Genomic DNA, 18,203 nt, shown 5'->3' on the forward strand with positions numbered 1-18,203 from the left:
GTCCTAGACGGACAATTCCCCGAGCAACAGGGGGCTTGGGAGAGAGATTAGTGAACCGTGCCCACGGCACGGTCGACCGAGAGCAGCAGAATCAGCCGTTCGATCTGGCGCCAGCGGCAAAAATGGAGATGATTGCCGATATCCCGGCTCTTGTCCGCCCGCGCCGCCGCTTCGAAACCGGCATCGTCGCCGAAGCGCGCGATAAGGTCGGTAGCGTCGGCCACGTCATGGCTGGCAAGATACGGCATATACGACATAAGTTTCCCCGCGGCGTCCGCGCGCAAGGCTTACAATCCGCGTGCCAGAACCGCCTGCCCGCGCAAATGCGGGGATGACATTGGTAAACAAGTTTAAATGCCATGCCCAAAGATGGATCATCCATCCCGTCGCGGGACTCTGGCGTCCAGAGACGGGACATGGCAGAGCGCGCGCCATGGCCAATACTTCCCGCTCCCCCGCCGCCGGCGGTTTCCTGATTGCACTCGGCGCGGTGCTCGGCGCGATTGTCGGGCTGTTCCTTGAGCAGCCCACCGCAGGCTTCCTGATCGGCAGCGGCAGCGGCATCGCGATCGCCGTTGCAATCTGGCTGTTCGACCGGAGACGATAACTTCCGCGATCAGCGGAAAGATTATCGCAAGCTGCGCGATAGCCAGACCACCCGTCCGATAACATCGACATCGCCCACGCCGCGTTCCGGTATCGCGGGAAAGGCAGGATTGTCGCTCACGATCGTCAGGCGATCCCCGCTCCGCGATACGCGCTTGACCATCAGCGCGCCGTCAAGCCGGATCACATAAATGCCGCCACGAGGGCCGGTTCGCCGATCTCCTTCGTCAACCAGCATCTGATCGCCATCCTCGATCAGTGCGTTCATCGAATCTCCCTCCGCACGGATCATCGCCAGCTTTCCGGTACGAATGCCGAGGGTGTCGAGCAGCGCCCGGTCAAATCGGGCATCGCCGATCGCCTTGTCATCCTCGACCAGCCCGCCCGGCCCTGCCGATGCGGCAACATCGAGCCGGCGCACCGAGATCATCGCAGCACCCGACGACGACGGCGTTCCACCCAACAGGGTTTCATCGACGTTGAAATAGGCCGCGAGCAACTTGCGGTCGCGTTCGGCCAGGATTCGGGGCGTACCGCGCTTCACAAACTGCTGAAGATAGGCGTCGTTGCGCCGGAGCATGCGCGACAATGCGGCATAGCTCTCGCCGCTGTCCGCCACGAGAGCGTCGAGAGCCGCGCGTGGATCGATCGCATCCATAGGGGATCTAATAGCATAGGAATTTTCCTAGACAAGTTGGAAATGCAGGAACAGACCATGAACATCAACGTGACTCGGTGAGGATGTGAGGATGTCGGTGTTACGGAAGGTCGAAATATATCTGCGCACGAACAACATGCCGGAGACACGGTTCGGGCGGCTGGCGCTGAACGATCCGCGGCTGGTGCGCGACCTGCGCAATGGGCGCGAACCGGGTGCGCGAACCGCTGCCCGGATCGAAGCATTCATTCAGGCTGGGGCGTCGCGATGAGCCGCGGCGCCGACCCCAGCACATTGCTGTCGCGCGCGATCGAGCGTGAATCCCAAAGCGCGGGCTGCCCGGCGATGATCTCCACGGCAACCTGGACGCCATGGGCCAGCGCAACTTTTTCCGGCGCGCGGCATCTGGTAAACCTGCGGGCGTCGGCATCGCCCGCGCTGGACGACTGGCTCGCCGCCTTGCCCGAGGCTGATATCGACGTGCGCGGGCACCTGCTCGCCAGCGTAGCGGTCAATTCAGTGCGGCGATCGGAAAATGAGGTGACGATCGAGCTTGAGGCGCTGACCGTCGAGGAATGATCGTCAGCCGCGCATCGCCATCCGGCGAAGCGAGACGAGCGCCTCCTGCAATGATTCTTCGCGGTGCGGCGGCGGCGGAGGCGCAATCGGTGCAACGGCCTCACGCCTAGTCACGCCCTTTTCCAGCCGGTCGAGCAACGCATGAATGCTCGCCGATGAATCATAGTCCGATGCGCGGCGCGGGGTTGGCGCGACCGGTGTCGGCACCGATACAACGGGTTCCGGTTCGGGGCGTGTCAACGGAGTCAGTTCGAACGTTTCGAAGCGCTCGCTGGCATCGAATACCGGCGGGCGCGGACGCGAGGCGATCTGCGCGGGAGGCGGGAACCAGTCGATCGGTTCGTCCGGGATCGCGGCAGGATCATACGCAGCCAGCGGCGTATCGAGATCGGCAGGCAGGTCTTGCTCGACGAGACTCTGCACCACGGTTGGCACGTGTTCCACGATCGGGGCCTGTCGCGCGATCGGAGCTTGCTCCACAATCGGAAGCGGTTCCACGACCGGTGCGCGGATCGGCGACGACATGGGCAGAGGAGCAGGTTCGAACACTGCTTCTTCGATCATCGGCGCGATGATTTCCGGTTCAGCCATTTCAGGCTCGGTCACCAGGTCGATCGCTTCGGAGTCCTCGGCCATGGCATGGACCGGACGAGCGCGCACTTCGAGGAAGGGAGTGCCGAGATCCTGATTGGCATAGACCGGGCGACGCGCCGGCGCGTCGGGATGGGCGTCGGCACGACGCAATACAGGCGTATCGGCACTCACCGGCTTACCGGAGAAGGAAATGGTTCGCGCGCCGACCAGCAGGAACAGCGAGAACCAGGACACCAGGCCAATGCCACCGCCAACGATCAGGATCAGCGCAGCGCGCGCGGTAACGCCGAGCGGCGGCGCAGCGGCGGGCACAAGCGCGGCGATGCCGCTGTCGAGCACCAGTCCTTCAAGAATATTGGTGGGCAGCAGCGCAAAGACCAGCGCTGCGAGCATAGCCAAAGCACCGGCAGCAACCGGCGCCAGCGAGAGATTCAGGCGTTTACTGCGGGAGATCGCGACCATGAGTCGCGTGATGCACCAGCGCCGGTAAGTTTTTGGTAAACAGGACCGTAACGAGCAACATTCATTTCCCAGTTACGCTCTGCCTCGACGAAGGCGCGGCCCTTGTCGCGCCGCTCCTCCCAGAGATTCCGGTCGGCAAGCAGGTCGGCCAGGGCATGCGCCAGGGCGGCGGGATCATCGGGCGGAAACAGCGTGCCGGTGTCGCCATCGCGAATCAGTTCGCGGTGACCGCCGACATCGGACGCGGCGACCAGCCGGCGCTGCGCCATCGCTTCCAATGGCTTGAGCGGCGTGACCAGATCGGTCAGCCGCATGCGCTTGCGCGGATAAGCGAGGATATCGATCAGGCTGTAATAGCGATCGACCTCGGTATGCGGCACGCGACCGATGAACCTGATGTGCTTAGCAACGGGCGACGCGGCGGCCTGGGCACGCAAGGCCTCCTCCATCGGCCCGCCACCGACCAGCACGAGATGCGCCTTGGGACGCGCCGCGACCAGCATCGGCATCGCCGCGATCAGATCGTCGAGCCCCTCATAATCGTAGAAGCTGCCGATAAAGCCGATCACCTCCGTGCCATTGAGGCCAAGCGACAGGGCAAGCGGCGCATCATGGTTGAGTGGCGCGCCGAACACGGTCAGGTCGACACCATTGGGCGACACCATGATCTTCGCCGGATCGACGCCGCGCGACACCAGATCCTGGCGCAGGCCTTCGCAAATCACCGCGACGGCGTCCGCCTTGCCCACCGCCCAGCTTTCCAGCGCGCGAGTCGCGCGATAGCGGAGCGATCCCTCGCGGCCCGTGCCGTTGCCGACCGCCGCATCTTCCCAAAAAGCGCGGATTTCATAGACCAGCGGCAAATGGCGTTTGCGCGCGACGCGAAGCGCCGCAAGCGCATCCAGCACCGGCGAATGTGCATGCAGGATGTCGGGCCGGAACTCGTCGACAGCCGCCGCGATTCGCCTGGCGAAGCCGTGTATCTCGCGAAGTTCGCCCAGCGGACTCGGCCATGCCTTCATCACCGGCGTGCGGTGGAAATCGATCCCGTCGATCTGCTCGAACATGACATCGCTCGCCCCGTGCCGCGGGCCGGTGACGGCCGCGACCTGCCATCCGCGGCGCATCTGCGCCTTCAGTATGGCACGCGTGCGAAAGGTATAGCCGCTCTGCAACGGCAGGCCATGATCAAGGACGTGGAGGATGCGCATCGCCAGCGTGATTGGCACAGCAGTGTTTAACGGGCCGTCAACCCGGGGGCGCTAGAGCATCGTCCAACGTCCGTTCGCCCCGAGCTATTCGAAGGGCCGTTTTTCCTTTGCCGACCGATGAAAGAAGAACGGTGCTTCGACAAGCCCAGCACGAACGCCAACACGAACGGAAGCAAGGGACGGACAAGGCGACATGATCGACAATCTCGCGCTCGCGATCAGCCATGGCCTGATGCTGCTTGCTGCGTGGCTGTTGCTGCGCCGCCCCGATCTCGATCGCGAATCCGAACCCGGCGACACCCCCGAAGCGCAGACGAGTGACCCGAAATCGGCCATCGGAGGAAAGCCCGGTGCGTGATCTCGTCTTCGTCGCCTTTCTCCTTTCCTTCTTCGCGCTCGGGTTTCGCAAGCCGTTCCTGTTCGTCCTGGTCTATGTCTATATCGACATCGTCAGCCCGCAGCGGCTGACCTATCTGATGCTCAATTCGGTGCCGATCTCACTGATCGCGGCGGGACTCGCGGTGGCTGCCTGGGCACTGGTCGATGACAAGCGCGATACGCGCATCGCACCGCGCCAGTTCCTCATCGTCCTGCTCCTCCTCTATTGTTCCCAGACGACGCGCTCCGCCGATTTCCCGATCGAGGCGCTCGATAAATGGGACTGGGTATGGAAGGCGCTGGCCTTCGCTGCCTTTTTGCCGCTGACCTTGCGCACCAAACTGCGCATCGAGGCGCTGTTGCTGATCATGATCCTGTCCGCTGCCTCGATCATCATCGTCGGGGGGATCAAGACGATCGCGTCGGGCGGCGGCGGTTATGGCGAGCTCAACCTGATGGTGACCAACAATTCTGGTCTCTACGAGGGCAGCACGATTTCCGCAGTGGCGATCGCGATCATCCCGGTGATCCTGTGGTTCACGCGGCACGGCACGATCTTCAAGCCCGACTGGATGGTGAAGACATTTTGCTATGCGCTGATCTTTGCCTGCCTGCTGATCCCGGTCGGCACCTCGACCCGTACCGGCTTGTTGTGCATCGGGCTGCTCGCGGTGCTGATGATCCGCGATACGAAGCGCAAGGGACTCTATGTCGGCGCGCTGGCATTGATGGCGGTCGCCGCCATTCCCTTCCTGCCCAGCACCTTCACCGACCGAATGAGCACGATCAAGACCTATAAGGCAGACGAATCCGCCTCGACCCGGCTCGCGGTGTGGAAATGGACGATGGAGTACGCCAAAGCCCATCCGTTCGGCGGCGGTTTTGAAATGTATCGCCAGAACCAGATCCGCTACGACACCGAGAAGGTCGAGAAAGTCGCCGGACAGCAGACGATCGAGCGCAAGCTGACGGTCGACCAGGCGCGCGCCTTCCACAGCGCTTATTTCGAAATGCTCGGCGAACAGGGCTATCCCGGACTGGCGCTGTGGCTGATCATCAACCTGATCGGTATCGTACGCATGGAGGTGCTACGCCGACGCTATCGTAAGCCGATGCCAGGTGAGGAATGGATCGCGCCTCTGGCCAGCGCGCTGCAGAGCGGGCACATCGTCTATCTGCTCGGTGCGACCTTCATCGCCATCGCCTTCCAGCCCTTTGTCTATATGCTGATCGGCGCGCAGATCGGGCTCGACACCTATCTCGCCCGCAAACGGCGCGAAGCGTCGTGGCGACCGATCCGGAAAGCCCGCCCGACCGCGCTCGAACCGATCCTGTCATGAACGCCAGACCCGAACTTCGCGCGCTGACCAGCATGCGCGGCATCGCGGCGTGGTTCGTCGTGCTTTACCATATCCGTCTGTCGATCGCAGGGCTCCCATCCGAATGGGTGGCGTTCCTCGCCAAGGGCTATCTGGCGGTCGATTTCTTCTTCCTGCTTTCGGGTTTCGTCATCTGGCTGAGCTGGAGCGAGACGTTGCGCGACCGGGGCTTCGCAGCGGTACCCGGCTTTCTGCGCAAGCGTGTCGCGCGGATCTGGCCGCTGCACCTGTTCATGCTCGCCTGTGCGGTGGGTCTGGCCTTGCTGTTTGCCGTGACCGGGCGACAGGACGATGTGAATTACCCGTTCCGCGAGCTGCCGCTGCACATCGCGCTGATACAGAATTGGGGTTTTACCGACCAGCTCAGCTGGAACGACCCGAGCTGGTCGATCAGCGCGGAGCTGGGCGCCTATCTGTTCTTCCCCTTTCTGACGCTGGCGATCGACTGGCGACGCATACCGAGTTGGGCAGTGCTGGCGGCGATCGGGTCACTGGTCGTGCTGCTCCATGCGGTCATGGTGCGCGGCGGGGCGTTGACGCTCGGCACCGATATCACCCGCTTCGGGCTGATCCGGTGCTTGACCGAGTTCACCGCCGGAACTGCGATCTGTGCGCTGTGGCTGAGGTGGAAAGCACATCCCGTCACGCCTGCGGCCATTTCGGTATTGATTATCGTGGCTATCGCTCTGTCGTGGTGGTCCGGTCTTCCTGAAACATTGGCAGCGCCCGCGCTGTTCGCTGCGCTGTTGCTGACGCTCGCACTGACTTCGGGCATGAGGCACAACCCGCTCGACAAGGGCGCGCTGCATTATCTCGGCGAGATCAGCTACGCGACCTATCTAGGTCACTTCCTGCTGTTCGTTGCGTTCAAGCTCGTCTTTGTCGATGACCCTCACGCGGTATCGCCGGCGTTGATCGGCTTGTTCCTGATGCTGGTGCTGGCAAGTTCGGTCGCGCTGTATCACCTGGTCGAACGCCCGGCGCAGCGATGGGTCAATTCACTCGCGCTCCTCCCCGACACGGAAAGGAGAGCCACACGGCGGTGGAGAGGGGCCTCCTCAAGCACCACGCCTGCAGCACTCCCCCTTCACCATGCTGGTCCCCCTCCTCGTATCAGGGAGGAGTGAAGGGAACTTCCTCGCCGCCCCGCGCATTCCCTTCGCCATGTCCAGGATCATCTATTGCGACGACAGCGAACCCGGCATCACGCGCAAGAAGATGCGTCTTGGCTGGGGCTATTTCGACGCCGAAGGCGCGCGCATCACCGATCGTGACGAGATCGACCGGCTCAACGCGGTTGGCCTGCCGCCCGCGTACCGCGATGCCTGGTACTGCCCCAAGGCCAATGGCCATATCCAGGCAGTCGGCTGGGACGAGAAGGGCCGCAAGCAATATCGCTACCATCCCGAGTTTCGCGCAGCCCAGGAATCCGCCAAATACGAGCTGTGCGCGCCATTCGGTCGCGACCTGCCCAAGCTGCGCGCCCGGGTCGAAAAGGACCTCAAGCGCCGCGGCATCGGCAAGGAGACGGCGGTCGCGGCGATCGTGCGGCTGCTCGATCTCGGCCATGTCCGCATCGGCAATGAAGACTATGTGAAGGCGAACAAGAGTTTCGGTGCGACCACCCTGCGCAAGCGTCACGCCAGGCTCAGCGGCCAGACGCTGAAGCTGCAATACAAGGCCAAGTCGGGTAAACTGCGCGTGCTGACCATCACCGACGGATCGCTCAGCCGCTTCGTCAGGAAATGCTCCGACCTGCCCGGTCAGCATCTGTTCCGCTGGCTCGATGCCGATGGCGAAGCGCGGCCGGTCACCTCATCCGACGTCAATGACTATATCCGCGACGCGATGGGCGAGGACTATACCGCCAAGCATTTCCGCACCTGGAGCGCGAGCGTGCTGGCCTTCGAGGCATTGGCCTGCGCCGATCACGACATCAGCCTGCAGGCGATGCTTGAGCCGGTTACCGAGGCACTCGGCAACACGCCAGCCATTGCGCGAAAATCCTATGTCCACCCCGCACTGATCGCTCTGGTCAAGGAAGGACAGACGATATTTCGCGAGGGCTGCTCCCTGCCCCGTCGCACGCAATATCTGTCGCGCGCGGAACGCGGGCTGATCGACTTCCTCGACTCTGGAAGCCTTGGCCCCAGCGCCAAGGCCGCCTAGGTCTCCCGATATGACGACCAACAACTCCATCGCCGCCGCGCGAACGCCGAAGATCGATCCCGCCAATATCGACCAGCAGGCGCAGAGCTTCATCAACGCCAGCACTGCCTGGTTCCAGATGCACTGGCTGCAGATCATCATCGCCATCGCAGTCGCCACTGCGATCGTGCTTGCGCTGTTTTTCGCGCGCCGGCTGGGCAACAAATTGTGCGAACGCAGCCCGGGCACCGCCGGCTGGGGCAAGGTGTTCGGCCGCGCGATCATCAAGACCGGCAATTTCTTTATCATCATGGTCGCGGCGAAACTGGTCAGCGGCTACGCCAATGCACCGCCCGAAATCACTACGACGATCAACTTCCTGTTCACCTTGTCGGCAGTGTTCCAGGCTGCGATCTGGGCGCGCGAGATCATCCTCGGCTCGATCGAGCATCGCACCCAGTCCGAGCATTATTCGGGCGAAGCGCTGGGCAGCGCGATGGGCATCATTCGCCTGCTCGTGACCTTCGCGCTGTTCGCGATCGCGCTGATCGTGGTGCTCGACAATCTCGGGGTCAATGTGACCGGCCTGGTCGCGGGCCTCGGCGTCGGCGGCATCGCCATCGGCCTCGCGGCACAGGGCATTTTCGCTGATCTGTTCGCCGCGCTGGCGATCATCTTCGACCGCCCCTTCCGACGCGGCGATGCGATCACCTATGACCAGTCATCGGGCACGGTCGAGGCGATCGGGCTGAAATCGACGCGGATCCGCGCCGCCACCGGCGAAGAGCGGATCATCGCCAACAAGAATCTGCTCGACAAGGAAATCCTCAACAACAGCCAGCGCGAATATCGCCGCATCAAATTCACGCTCGGACTGGTGCAATGGACGCCGATCGAGACGATGGATCACCTGCCCGACATGCTGAAGGAAGTGGTCGAGGGCTGCGGCTACAAGTTCGTGCGCGCGGGCTTCCTGAACTTCAGCGCCAGCAGCTATGATTTCGACCTGGAGTTCGATTCCGAAACCGCCGCATACGAGGATTTCTTCAACGCGCGAAACGCGGTGGGGCTGGCGATCATCCGCCGCTTCAACAACGAGAATATCGAGTTCGCCTACCCGACCCAGACCGCCTTCACTGCCGCGCCGCAGGGCGGGATGATCTATCCCTATCCGGGCGAGGAAGAACCGGTTGAGCCGAGGGTGAAGGCAGCGCCGCCCAAGCCAAAAGGACCACCGGTGCCGTCGCCGGATCGATCCGCGGTCGACCAGGACGGACATCAGACATGATCGAACAGGACAGCCACGAGGCAGTCGTACGCGCGCAATATGAGGCGTTCCGCGACCGCCGCCGCGACGATAGCGAGGCTTTGCTCGCCGCCGACTTCACCTTCACCAGCCCCTATGACGACGCGATCGACCGCGACACCTTCTTTGAGCGGTGCTGGCCGGGTGGCGATCATTTCGTCGATTTCGCAATCGAGCGGGTAACGGTCGATGCCGATGGCGCGTTCGTGACCTATTTCGTCACTACCGACAGTGGCGCGCAGTTCCGCAACACTGAATATCTGACCGTGCGCGACGGCCAGATCCACGGCGTCGATGTATATTTCGGGGCGAGCTACAAGGACGGCAAGTTCGTCGCCAAGGAGCCGTTCTAACCATCAGATCAGATCCGCACGCCCGGGCTTGCTGAGCCGAATTCTTGAAGCGCCGGAAAGCCGGGCTTTTCGCTGCGGCTTCCCGGTACTGGCGACAACCGGCGCCGGCCCGGCCCTATCCCCGAGCGGGCGGTTAAGCAGCCCAATATGCGGTTTGGACCGCCGATTACGTATAACATGTATATTTTTCACGGCATTTTAACGAGCTGCTGCGCAGACCGGTGATAGTTTAGCGGTCCAGGCAGCGTGCCAGTCCGCAATTTGCGGATTGTGTTCATGGCCGAGGTCGCCTTTTGCATCGCTCGCGAACATGACCCATGGCTGGTTATGCTCGCTGTTTTCGTCTGCTGCACCGGTGCGTTCGCCATCGTCCAGATGTTCAACCGCGCCCAGGGAACGGCGGGAATGCAGCGCTTCGGATGGCTGTTCCTGACGTCGGTGGGTGCCGGGGCAACGATCTGGTGCACGCATTTCGTCGCCATGCTCGCCTATAAGGCCGGCGTGCCAGTCGCCCTGGACCCGGTGCTGACGATCGTTTCGTTGATCGTCGCGATCGGCGGGACGAGTATTGGCCTCGCCGTCGCGACGTGGCGCCAGAACCGCCTCTGTTCCATCGCCGGCGGCATTCTGGTCGGTGCCGCCATCTCCGCAATGCACTTCACCGGCATGGCCGCCTATCGCGTCGACGGCATCATCGAGTGGCGATGGCCCTATGTCATCGCATCGTTGCTGTGTGCCGTGACATTTGCGGGCGCGGCGTTTGCCGCGCTCGGTACCGGGCAGCTCGGTCGATATCGCATCCCGATCGGTACGGGATTGCTCGTCACCGCCATCGCGACACTGCATTTCGTGGCGATGACCGCGCTGCGCATCGTACCGCTCCGGCTCAGCGCGACTCCGCTCGATCCGGCGCAAATGCATGCACTGGGCCTCGCCACCGCGCTGGTCGGACTGGTGGTGATCGCCACCGGCGTGTTCGCGGCGCTGATCGATCGCTGGACTCGATCGGATGCGATGCAGCGCCTGCATCACATGGCAATGAGCGATGCGCTCACCGACCTGCCGAATCGGGTAGGCTTCCAGAACGAGCTGACGCGCCAGCTCGGTATCGCGCGTGCCACCAATACGCGCCTCGGTTTCGTCGCCATCGACCTGGATCGCTTCAAGGAGATCAACGACGTCCATGGCCACAAGGCGGGGGACGATGTCCTGGCTGCGCTGGCGCACCGCATGCGCGGCGAAATGGGCCGGCATGACGTGGTCGCGCGCCTCGGTGGTGACGAGTTCGTCGCCATCACCCGTTTCGAGGATCGCCTTCAGCTGGCTGCGTTCGTTACCCGCATCGAGACGGCGCTCAAGACGCCGCTTTCGATCGGCCAGTTCGATACCAGCGTCGGAGCGAGCATCGGCATAGCGGTCTATCCGGAAGATGCCGGCGATGCCGAAACTCTGGCGAACAATGCCGATCTCGCAATGTATCGCGCCAAGAGTGAGGGGTCGCCAACGCCTTGCTTCTACGATGCACCGCTCGACCAGATCATCCGCGACCGGCGCGAACTGGCAAACGATCTGCGCCGCGCAATCGACGAGAATCGGCTTGAGGTCCATTATCAGGTTCAGGCCTCGATCGCGACGCAGGAAGTGACTGGCTATGAAGCATTGCTCCGCTGGACGCATCCGGAACGCGGCCCGATATCACCGTCCGTCTTCATTCCCATCGCGGAGGAGAACGGCCTGATCCTGCCGCTCGGCGAATGGGTCATGCGCCGTGCCTGCACCGACGCCGTGGGTTGGGAAAACGACTTGAAGGTGGCGGTCAACGTGTCACCGGTGCAACTCGCCCATGCCGATCTGCCCAGGCTGTTCCACCAGATCATGCTCGACACCGGCCTTCCGCCGCGCCGGCTGGAGATCGAGCTCACCGAAACCGCCATCATGGCCGATCGCGCCCATGCGCTTCACGTTCTGCGCCAGATCAAGGCGCTCGGCGTCGGCGTGGCGCTCGACGATTTCGGCACCGGCTATTCGTCGCTGGAAACCCTGCGGGCGTTTCCCTTCGACAAGATCAAGCTCGACCGGCTGTTCGTGTCCGAGCTCGATGGCAGTCCTGAGACGATCGCCATCATCCGCGCCGTCCTGGCGCTCGGCAAGAGCCTGTCGATACCGGTTCTCGCCGAGGGGATTGAAACCGATCTCCAGCTTGACGTGCTGCGGCGCGAGGGTTGCGACGAGGCACAGGGCTTTCTGCTGGGTTATCCCCAGCCGGTGTCCGCGGCCGGACCTTCGCCGTTCATCGAAGGATCGGACGGAAAGCCTCTGCCCGGCCGCAACGATCTCAGCAACGCCGCCTAAAGGCCCAACCCGCCATTGGCGGTCGAAATAGCGACGTAGACAGGTCTTGTCCCCGGATCGCTCACGGCCATGGCCAGCGCAGTCGCGATCACCGCAATCTGGATCGTCATGCCCTCCGCTCGATTTGGCAGCGAATCGCCGGATGAAACAAGCCGCGCCTTGAGCGATCGATCCGGTTTGGATGCCCTGTGCGCGGTGCAACGAATCCGGGCATCAGGCACTTTTGAATATCGGGTCCGTTTCATCGACATAGAAAAGTCACGGATTTGTCGTCCGGCGACGCTACGGAACAGGTAATCTTCCGGTTTACGGTCGGTCGAGGCTTGCCCAAGGGGGGTGACGACGCCTATCTGACCGGCAACCAGCCAACAGGCGCGAAAGGAATGCGATGACGACGATCAGCGTACAGGAAATGGCGGGCCGTATCGGTACCGAATCCGTTTCCGACTGGGTCGAGGTGAGCCAGGAGATGATCGACAAGTTCGCCGATGCGACCGGCGATCACCAGTTCATCCATGTGAACCCGGAAATGGCCAAGCTGACACCGTTCGGCGGCACCATCGCACACGGCTTCCTGACGCTGTCGCTGATGCCGCTTCTGTCGTCGAAGATCATCGATCCGGTGTCGATCGAAGGCGTGAAGATGGGCGTGAATTATGGCGGCAACAAAGTCCGCTTCCTCACTCCGGTCCGCTCCGGCAAGCGCGTGCGCGGCCGCTTCAAACTGATCGAATTCGCCGAAAAGCGTCCCGGTCAGTGGCAGCAGACCAATGAGTTCAGCGTCGAGATCGAGGGTGAGGACAAACCCGCGATGATCGCCGAATGGATCAGCCAGATTTTCGTCTAATTATCTCCCCTCCCTGCAAGGGAGGATCGAAGGCTTGCTGCCGGGTCAATCATGCCCCCGGCATGATTGAGAAATGCCTGGGAGGCATTTCGACCCGGCAGTAAGCTTTCGATGGGTGGGTAGCGAGCGCAGCGAGCGTCAACACCAGCCCCAAGCATTGCCGCCGGCGCTGAAGCGCCGGCACCCACCCGCCCCCTCCCTTGCAGGGAGGGGAGAAGAATGAGGATCATCACTCATGCGTTCCGCTGTCATCGTCTCCACCGCCCGCACCGCCATTGGCCGCGCCTATCGCGGCGGGTTCAACAACACCCCCGCCCCCACGCTCGCCAGCCATTCGATCAGGGCCGCGGTCGAGCGCGCCGGAATCGACGGTGCAGAGGTCGATGACGTGGTGTTCGGCTGCGCGCTGCAACAGGGTCACCAGGCCGGCAATATCGCGCGCACCTCACTGCTCCGCGCCGGCTTGCCCGTCTCGGTCGCCGGCATGTCGGTCGACCGCCAGTGCGCATCCGGCCTGATGGCGATCGCCACCGCCGCGAAGCAGATCATCACGGACAATATGGACATCACCATCGGCGGCGGCGTGGAAAGCATTTCGCTCGTCCAGACCCCGCAGATGCGCGTCGCGCCCGATCCCGAGCTGATCGCGATGCACAAGGACGTATACATGCCGATGCTCGGCACCGCCGAAGTCGTCGCCAAGCGCTACGGCATCAGTCGCGAAGCGATGGACCAATATGCGCTCCAGTCGCAGCAGCGCACCGCCGCGGCCCAGGCGGCCGGCTATTACGACAAGGAGATCGTGCCGGTCACCGCCAACATGGCGATCGTCAACAAGGAGACCAAGGAGGTCACCTACAAGGAAGTCACGATCGCCAAGGACGAAGGCAACCGCGCCGACACCACGATCGAAGGCCTGCGCGCGCTGCAGCCGGTGATGGGCCCGGACATGACGATCACCGCCGGCAATGCCAGCCAGCTGTCCGACGGTTCATCGGCAAGCGTGCTGATGGAAGAGGCGATCGCCTCCAAGCGCGGCCTGAGTCCGCTCGGCCGCTATGTCGGTATGGCAGTCGGTGGCACTGAGCCCGATGAGATGGGTATCGGCCCGGTCGTCGCGATCCCCAAGCTGCTGCAGCGCTTCAACCTGAAGATGGACGATATCGGCCTGTGGGAGCTGAACGAGGCATTCGCGGTGCAGGTGCTGTATTGCCGCGACAAGCTCGGCATCCCGGATGAGTTGCTCAATGTCAGCGGCGGCGCGATCTCGATCGGCCACCCTTACGGCATGACGGGCGCGCGCGCGACCGGCCATGCGCTGATCGAAGGCAAGCGCCGCGGCGCCAAATACGTCGTCGTGACGATGTGCATCGGCGGCGGCCAGGGTGCCGCCGGCCTGTTCGAAGTCCTCTAACAACTGGTTGGCGGATCGGGCACGTCCCGGTCCGCCAACCCTTCTGCTCCCATCGCTGCGCAGTCGCCCATCACGTAGCGCGGTCCGGCACCGTTCGCCGCGGCGCGGTCCCCGGGATTGTACAGCGCGCATTTCCTGAGCGACAGGCAGCCACAGCCGATACAATCATCGAGCCGGTCGCGAGTCCGCGTCAGTGCCGCGATCCGTTCGTCGAGCAGCCGGCGCATCCCCCCACTCATCCGCCGCCAGTCGGTCGCATTGGGCGTGCGCTCACCCGGCAATTTCGCCAGCTCCATGCCGATCGCCTCGATCGAAAGGCCAAGCTGCTGCGCGATCAGAATGAATGACAGCCGACGGATGTCGGAGCGCAAAAAGCGCCGCTGCCGCCCCGCATTGCGGAACGGGCTGAGCAGGCCCTTCGCCTCATAGAAGCGGATCGCCGATACCGACACGCCAGTGCGCGCCGCAAGATCGCCGATCGAGATGATGTCGCTTGCCTGCATGATCGCTTCTTTTCAAAATCGCTTGACCTCAACTTAGGTTGAGATTGCACAAGCCGTGCGTCAACGCGAATCGGCAAATACGGAGCCCATCATGACGCAGGCCAAACTCGAACATGCCAACATCACCGTCAGCGATCCCGAGCGCTCGGCGCAAATGGTCGAGATGCTGTTCGGCTGGGAGGAACGCTGGCGCGGCCCGGCGCGCGACGGCGGCTTCACCGTCCATGCCGGGAGCGAAACCGACTATATCGCCTTCTATACCGGCCCGAACGGCCGGGATCTGACCGCGCGCTATCCCAAAGGCGCGCCGCTCAACCATATCGGCGTGCTGGTCGACGATCTCGACGAAGTCGAAAAGCGCGTGCTAGCGCTGGGGCTCACGCCCTTTTCGCACGGCAATTACGAACCGGGGCGGCGTTTCTATTTCCTCGACCCGGACGGCATCGAGTTCGAGGTGGTGAGTTACGCCTGAGAGGGCGCAATGACTGTCGGATCTAATTCAAAAACTGTCCGGTCGCGACATCATATGTTCGGGAAGTCGATCCATAATCGCCGTCAAACCCAACTGTGACAACAATGAATTTCCTCTCGTCTATCGTAATGCCGGACGTATTATTGTTCCTTATTGTCGAGGCCTCCGATCGATTGCGGAATCCGATATAAAGAAGCTGATTTTTGTCTCCGTGCATCAGCGCATCGCCCAGCGCATGTTCGAGTGTTGCGAAATTCGTATCGGAGATGCGGAAAGTCTCTTCGGGCTTGATTGAAGCACTTGTCCCGTCCGGTCGGGAATCAACGACTGCGCCGCGCATGACGACGTCGTCGTAAGCATTTTCCCGAGCTGGATTTTCGATCGTAAGCTTCACATACCCCTTATAGATATTCATGCTGTGGATTTGCCGGTTGCCCGCATAGGCTACAGCACGATCATATACCTTGCGGAGCTTCTCTCGATCGAAATTTCCTTCATCTCGTCCGGTGAGTGTTTTCGGCAAGTCCTGTACGAAGGTTGCCACCGTATCGATCCCGCCCGTCACCAAGGCAAAGGGAGCCAGGAAGCCGAGCACAAGGAAGACCAGCGTCGCGATTACATTGGCGGTTAGCCGTGCCGGTGACATCCGGGCGGACAGATGCAGTTCGCCGCCCAACAACCCCGTGCCTTTGTCGGGATAGGATCTCTCGGCTTTCTGTGTCTTGTACGTGTCGGGCGGTTCGGCGGCCTTTTGTTGCCAATCCTCTGGCGGGTCTTTGTCAATGAGGCCATAGCCGGGGCTCTCCGCATCTTCGACAAACACGACAAAACGTCCGGTGTAGAAATTGGGCAACTCGCCCATCGTGATAAACTGGCGGATTACCGTTTCGTACGGAGCGTCATGTTCCGGAAACACCGTCAGCGTGAAGATGAACAGATGTTTGAAGTTTGAAACCGTCAGCCCCGCTTCCTGAAGCTTGCCGACACGCGCCAGTACCCGTCTGCCAGGCGAAATTCCGCCCTTGGCGGACTCGAGAATCCGTTTCGCAATCCCGCCCTGTGCGGACTCAAGGATCGGTTTGAGATTGCGTGACATGCTCGCCACGAACAAGCTGCTGAACAGGAAGCTTGCAGCGATGAATCCGAACACCACGAATGGTATCCACGAATCGGGCGCCACACCGTTCGCGCCAGCGACGATAAAACCGAAAAATGCCCCTATCGTTATCCACAGCGCGGCCAGAAAGATGAAGCGGCGCGGGTTGAATCTGGCCTTCGGCAACGTTGATGAGGATTCGCTTTGCATCAAAATGGATATTGTCCGTCGTCAGAATATTTGGGCACAGTTCGCGGCGTAAATCAGCGGAGTGGGGCCTCATATATTAAGGGGCAAGCTTGCGGTGCGGCAAGCCGCGGTATTCGCTGGCTGTCCGCTTGACGTGCACCCACCGCCTAGAAGCCGACTGACTGCAACCGGCCAAACCACTACCATAGGTGTCCTCGCCTTCGTGGAAATGACGGGGAGAATAGCGAGCGGAAACCCTTTCCTTCCCGAGCGTTATCCCCCTGAACCGAGGAGAGATACCGTGTCGACCAACACCGAAATCAAGCAAACCCTATGGGACAAACTGTCCGCCAGCCCGTTCCTGATGATCGGCCTGACCGACAGCGGCGAGCATAGCGAACCGCTGACCGCTCAGCTCGACAAGGATCAGGTCGACACGCTGTACTTCTTCGTTGGCAAGGACAACCGGCTCATCAAGGGCGGCGCGGCGATGGCGCAGTTCGTGTCCAAGGGACATGATTTCTTCGCTTGCCTGTCCGGCAAGGTGCGCCAGGACAATGACTTCGCAATGATCGAGAAATTATGGTCGAAGCCAGTCGAATCCTGGTTCCCGGGCGGCAAGGACGATCCCAATCTCGCGTTGATCCGCTTCGACATCGACAGCGCCGAATTATGGGAAAGCGATTTGTCGCTCGCCGGCAAGGTCAAGATGCTGTTCGGCGGCAAGATCGACCAGAGCGAGGAAGGCCATCACGCCAAGGTCGAGACGACCGCCGCCTGACAGACGCCGGCGACATCAGGGCCAGCCATACCAGAAGCGTATGGACGGCGACTCAGTACGAATTTGATCCTCATCCGGAGCCGGCATAGCCCCGCGCGAGCAGCACCGGTTACCGGATGGGGATCAAATGGACGACGAAGCCGTACGAGAGCAGGATGCTGAGCTTGGCCCGAAAAAGCCTTGGGCCACGCCAAGCGTCATTGTCGCCGAACTTTGCGCCAATTCCGACAAATTATCGTCGACGGCAGAGTTTTACGTGCCGACCTTCCACCGCACGCTCGGCCCATCCTGACCTCGAGAGCCGGCAACTAGAATATCTCGAGGAATTCCTCGGGATCCTCCTGAACCCCCTTCAGCGAGAGTCGAAGAAAGGTCGGGAAATCCGGCGCCACATAGCTGATTTCATCGGGATCATGGGTGAAGGCAATGATCTGCCCCACTGCCCCATCCTCAGCGGGCGAATGATCCTGTATCAGCAGCAGCGAGCCGCCGCCAAAGGTAGCGAACGGAACCCATCCGCCGTGGAACCAGCCGTCACGGATGCGCCGGTCGCGTGGCGTCTCTTCGACATAGCCAAGATATCGGGGCGACCTGCGTTCCATTCCGGCCCGGGCTTCTTCGGCCGAGGCCAGTGACAGGAAGTCATATCCGGTGAGGAAACCCGGCCTGAGAAAAACCCGCACCTCATTTTCGCTGCCATCGGCGGTCCGCCATGCTTCGCGCAAACCAGCGTCCAGCGCGAAACCAAGCCGCGTCTCCGCTTCGGTCAGCGCGCCGGCCGTATTTGGCTGGTTCAGGCTCAGGCCCGCTTCGTGATCGGCATAGACGCGGCGCAGTGCTTGGAGATAGTCCGCGAACGTCACGATCATTCCCCG

General features: G+C 62.1%; 22 protein-coding genes. 15 read left to right on the plus strand and 7 right to left on the minus strand.

Going from position 1 to position 18,203, the window contains the following annotated elements:
• Positions 1–47 precede the first annotated feature (47 nt).
• Positions 48–257, minus strand: a complete 210-nt coding sequence (locus H3Z74_RS12045; protein ID WP_187759917.1) for a hypothetical protein — start codon at positions 255–257, stop codon at positions 48–50.
• A gap of 176 nt (positions 258–433) precedes the next feature.
• Here H3Z74_RS12045 and H3Z74_RS12050 point away from each other — a divergent pair, with 176 nt between their 5' ends.
• Complete coding sequence (locus H3Z74_RS12050; RefSeq protein WP_187759918.1) at positions 434–607, plus strand: hypothetical protein; 174 nt, start codon at positions 434–436, stop codon at positions 605–607.
• 21 nt (positions 608–628) lie between these two features.
• On the opposite strand, the gene H3Z74_RS12055 is transcribed toward H3Z74_RS12050, so the two are convergent.
• Positions 629–1,264, minus strand: a complete 636-nt coding sequence (locus tag H3Z74_RS12055) for a S24 family peptidase (protein WP_187759919.1) — start codon at positions 1,262–1,264, stop codon at positions 629–631.
• Between the two features lie 91 nt (positions 1,265–1,355).
• On the opposite strand from H3Z74_RS12055, the gene H3Z74_RS12060 reads away from it, so the two are divergent.
• Both H3Z74_RS12060 and H3Z74_RS12065 read left to right on the plus strand, forming a co-directional pair.
• Complete coding sequence (locus tag H3Z74_RS12060; RefSeq protein ID WP_187759920.1) at positions 1,356–1,535, plus strand: hypothetical protein; 180 nt, start codon at positions 1,356–1,358, stop codon at positions 1,533–1,535.
• Positions 1,532–1,843 (plus strand): hypothetical protein, encoded by a 312-nt coding sequence (locus H3Z74_RS12065; RefSeq protein WP_229726534.1) that lies wholly within the window; start codon positions 1,532–1,534, stop codon positions 1,841–1,843. The genes H3Z74_RS12060 and H3Z74_RS12065 overlap by 4 nt, the downstream gene beginning before the upstream one ends.
• Before the next feature lie 3 nt (positions 1,844–1,846).
• Here H3Z74_RS12065 and H3Z74_RS12070 read toward each other — a convergent pair whose 3' ends face one another.
• The gene (locus tag H3Z74_RS12070) at positions 1,847–2,836 is read right to left on the minus strand and encodes a hypothetical protein (protein ID WP_390901750.1); all 990 of its coding nucleotides are present in this window, start codon (positions 2,834–2,836) and stop codon (positions 1,847–1,849) included.
• Positions 2,837–2,868: 32 nt separating this feature from the next.
• Entirely contained in the window at positions 2,869–4,110 is a 1,242-nt protein-coding gene (locus H3Z74_RS12075) for a TIGR04063 family PEP-CTERM/XrtA system glycosyltransferase (RefSeq protein WP_187764289.1), read from the minus strand.
• A gap of 193 nt (positions 4,111–4,303) precedes the next feature.
• On the opposite strand from H3Z74_RS12075, the gene H3Z74_RS12080 reads away from it, so the two are divergent.
• The 9 genes from H3Z74_RS12080 to H3Z74_RS12120 all read left to right on the plus strand — a co-directional run bounded on the left by H3Z74_RS12080 (position 4,304) and on the right by H3Z74_RS12120 (position 14,287).
• Entirely contained in the window at positions 4,304–4,468 is a 165-nt protein-coding gene (locus H3Z74_RS12080) for a hypothetical protein (protein ID WP_187759922.1), read from the plus strand.
• Positions 4,461–5,828 (plus strand): putative O-glycosylation ligase, exosortase A system-associated, encoded by a 1,368-nt coding sequence (locus H3Z74_RS12085; protein WP_187759923.1) that lies wholly within the window; start codon positions 4,461–4,463, stop codon positions 5,826–5,828. The genes H3Z74_RS12080 and H3Z74_RS12085 overlap by 8 nt, the downstream gene beginning before the upstream one ends.
• Positions 5,825–6,994 carry an acyltransferase family protein gene (locus tag H3Z74_RS12090; RefSeq protein ID WP_187759924.1) on the plus strand — a complete coding sequence of 390 codons (1,170 nt, stop codon included), beginning with the start codon at positions 5,825–5,827 and terminating at the stop codon, positions 6,992–6,994. Before H3Z74_RS12085 ends, H3Z74_RS12090 begins: the two co-directional genes overlap by 4 nt.
• A gap of 37 nt (positions 6,995–7,031) precedes the next feature.
• Positions 7,032–8,036 carry a DNA topoisomerase IB gene (locus H3Z74_RS12095; protein WP_229726535.1) on the plus strand — a complete coding sequence of 335 codons (1,005 nt, stop codon included), beginning with the start codon at positions 7,032–7,034 and terminating at the stop codon, positions 8,034–8,036.
• Positions 8,037–8,046: 10 nt separating this feature from the next.
• Positions 8,047–9,303 (plus strand): mechanosensitive ion channel family protein, encoded by a 1,257-nt coding sequence (locus H3Z74_RS12100; protein ID WP_187759925.1) that lies wholly within the window; start codon positions 8,047–8,049, stop codon positions 9,301–9,303.
• A complete protein-coding gene (locus tag H3Z74_RS12105) occupies positions 9,300–9,674 on the plus strand; it encodes a nuclear transport factor 2 family protein (RefSeq protein ID WP_187759926.1) in 375 nt (124 codons plus the stop codon). Before H3Z74_RS12100 ends, H3Z74_RS12105 begins: the two co-directional genes overlap by 4 nt.
• A gap of 276 nt (positions 9,675–9,950) precedes the next feature.
• Entirely contained in the window at positions 9,951–12,026 is a 2,076-nt protein-coding gene (locus tag H3Z74_RS12110) for a putative bifunctional diguanylate cyclase/phosphodiesterase (RefSeq protein ID WP_229726536.1), read from the plus strand.
• 388 nt (positions 12,027–12,414) lie between these two features.
• Positions 12,415–12,873, plus strand: a complete 459-nt coding sequence (locus H3Z74_RS12115; protein ID WP_187759927.1) for a MaoC family dehydratase — start codon at positions 12,415–12,417, stop codon at positions 12,871–12,873.
• Between the two features lie 235 nt (positions 12,874–13,108).
• Positions 13,109–14,287, plus strand: coding sequence for an acetyl-CoA C-acyltransferase (locus tag H3Z74_RS12120; protein WP_187759928.1), 1,179 nt, complete (start codon positions 13,109–13,111; stop codon positions 14,285–14,287).
• On the opposite strand, the gene soxR is transcribed toward H3Z74_RS12120, so the two are convergent.
• Complete coding sequence (gene soxR / locus H3Z74_RS12125; RefSeq protein ID WP_187759929.1) at positions 14,284–14,790, minus strand: redox-sensitive transcriptional activator SoxR; 507 nt, start codon at positions 14,788–14,790, stop codon at positions 14,284–14,286. The genes H3Z74_RS12120 and soxR overlap by 4 nt on opposite strands.
• A 91-nt stretch (positions 14,791–14,881) precedes the next feature.
• Between soxR and H3Z74_RS12130 the strand changes: the two genes are divergently transcribed.
• Entirely contained in the window at positions 14,882–15,262 is a 381-nt protein-coding gene (locus tag H3Z74_RS12130; RefSeq protein ID WP_187759930.1) for a VOC family protein, read from the plus strand.
• Positions 15,263–15,284: 22 nt separating this feature from the next.
• Here H3Z74_RS12130 and H3Z74_RS12135 read toward each other — a convergent pair whose 3' ends face one another.
• Positions 15,285–16,568: a hypothetical protein gene (locus H3Z74_RS12135; protein ID WP_187759931.1), complete on the minus strand. Its 1,284-nt coding sequence runs from the start codon at positions 16,566–16,568 to the stop codon at positions 15,285–15,287.
• A gap of 280 nt (positions 16,569–16,848) precedes the next feature.
• Between H3Z74_RS12135 and H3Z74_RS12140 the strand changes: the two genes are divergently transcribed.
• Entirely contained in the window at positions 16,849–17,328 is a 480-nt protein-coding gene (locus H3Z74_RS12140; protein ID WP_229726537.1) for a pyridoxamine 5'-phosphate oxidase family protein, read from the plus strand.
• A gap of 127 nt (positions 17,329–17,455) precedes the next feature.
• Complete coding sequence (locus H3Z74_RS12145; protein ID WP_187759933.1) at positions 17,456–17,620, plus strand: hypothetical protein; 165 nt, start codon at positions 17,456–17,458, stop codon at positions 17,618–17,620.
• A 16-nt stretch (positions 17,621–17,636) separates the two neighbouring features.
• Here H3Z74_RS12145 and H3Z74_RS12150 read toward each other — a convergent pair whose 3' ends face one another.
• The gene (locus tag H3Z74_RS12150) at positions 17,637–18,197 is read right to left on the minus strand and encodes an SMI1/KNR4 family protein (RefSeq protein WP_187759934.1); all 561 of its coding nucleotides are present in this window, start codon (positions 18,195–18,197) and stop codon (positions 17,637–17,639) included.
• Positions 18,198–18,203 lie beyond the last annotated feature (6 nt).

The sequence above is a fragment of the Sphingomonas alpina genome, assembly GCF_014490665.1.
Taxonomy (GTDB): domain Bacteria; phylum Pseudomonadota; class Alphaproteobacteria; order Sphingomonadales; family Sphingomonadaceae; genus Sphingomonas; species Sphingomonas alpina.

Coding starts and splice junctions, on each gene's coding strand:
- H3Z74_RS12045 (WP_187759917.1), bottom strand. CDS start 257: ATGTCGTATATGCCGTATCTTGCCAGCCATGACGTGGCCGACGCTACC.
- H3Z74_RS12050 (WP_187759918.1), top strand. CDS start 434: ATGGCCAATACTTCCCGCTCCCCCGCCGCCGGCGGTTTCCTGATTGCA.
- H3Z74_RS12055 (WP_187759919.1), bottom strand. CDS start 1,264: ATGGATGCGATCGATCCACGCGCGGCTCTCGACGCTCTCGTGGCGGAC.
- H3Z74_RS12060 (WP_187759920.1), top strand. CDS start 1,356: ATGTCGGTGTTACGGAAGGTCGAAATATATCTGCGCACGAACAACATG.
- H3Z74_RS12065 (WP_229726534.1), top strand. CDS start 1,532: ATGAGCCGCGGCGCCGACCCCAGCACATTGCTGTCGCGCGCGATCGAG.
- H3Z74_RS12075 (WP_187764289.1), bottom strand. CDS start 4,110: ATGCGCATCCTCCACGTCCTTGATCATGGCCTGCCGTTGCAGAGCGGC.
- H3Z74_RS12080 (WP_187759922.1), top strand. CDS start 4,304: ATGATCGACAATCTCGCGCTCGCGATCAGCCATGGCCTGATGCTGCTT.
- H3Z74_RS12090 (WP_187759924.1), top strand. CDS start 5,825: ATGAACGCCAGACCCGAACTTCGCGCGCTGACCAGCATGCGCGGCATC.
- H3Z74_RS12095 (WP_229726535.1), top strand. CDS start 7,032: ATGTCCAGGATCATCTATTGCGACGACAGCGAACCCGGCATCACGCGC.
- H3Z74_RS12100 (WP_187759925.1), top strand. CDS start 8,047: ATGACGACCAACAACTCCATCGCCGCCGCGCGAACGCCGAAGATCGAT.
- H3Z74_RS12105 (WP_187759926.1), top strand. CDS start 9,300: ATGATCGAACAGGACAGCCACGAGGCAGTCGTACGCGCGCAATATGAG.
- H3Z74_RS12110 (WP_229726536.1), top strand. CDS start 9,951: ATGGCCGAGGTCGCCTTTTGCATCGCTCGCGAACATGACCCATGGCTG.
- H3Z74_RS12115 (WP_187759927.1), top strand. CDS start 12,415: ATGACGACGATCAGCGTACAGGAAATGGCGGGCCGTATCGGTACCGAA.
- H3Z74_RS12120 (WP_187759928.1), top strand. CDS start 13,109: ATGCGTTCCGCTGTCATCGTCTCCACCGCCCGCACCGCCATTGGCCGC.
- soxR (WP_187759929.1), bottom strand. CDS start 14,790: ATGCAGGCAAGCGACATCATCTCGATCGGCGATCTTGCGGCGCGCACT.
- H3Z74_RS12130 (WP_187759930.1), top strand. CDS start 14,882: ATGACGCAGGCCAAACTCGAACATGCCAACATCACCGTCAGCGATCCC.
- H3Z74_RS12135 (WP_187759931.1), bottom strand. CDS start 16,568: ATGCAAAGCGAATCCTCATCAACGTTGCCGAAGGCCAGATTCAACCCG.
- H3Z74_RS12145 (WP_187759933.1), top strand. CDS start 17,456: ATGGACGACGAAGCCGTACGAGAGCAGGATGCTGAGCTTGGCCCGAAA.
- H3Z74_RS12150 (WP_187759934.1), bottom strand. CDS start 18,197: ATGATCGTGACGTTCGCGGACTATCTCCAAGCACTGCGCCGCGTCTAT.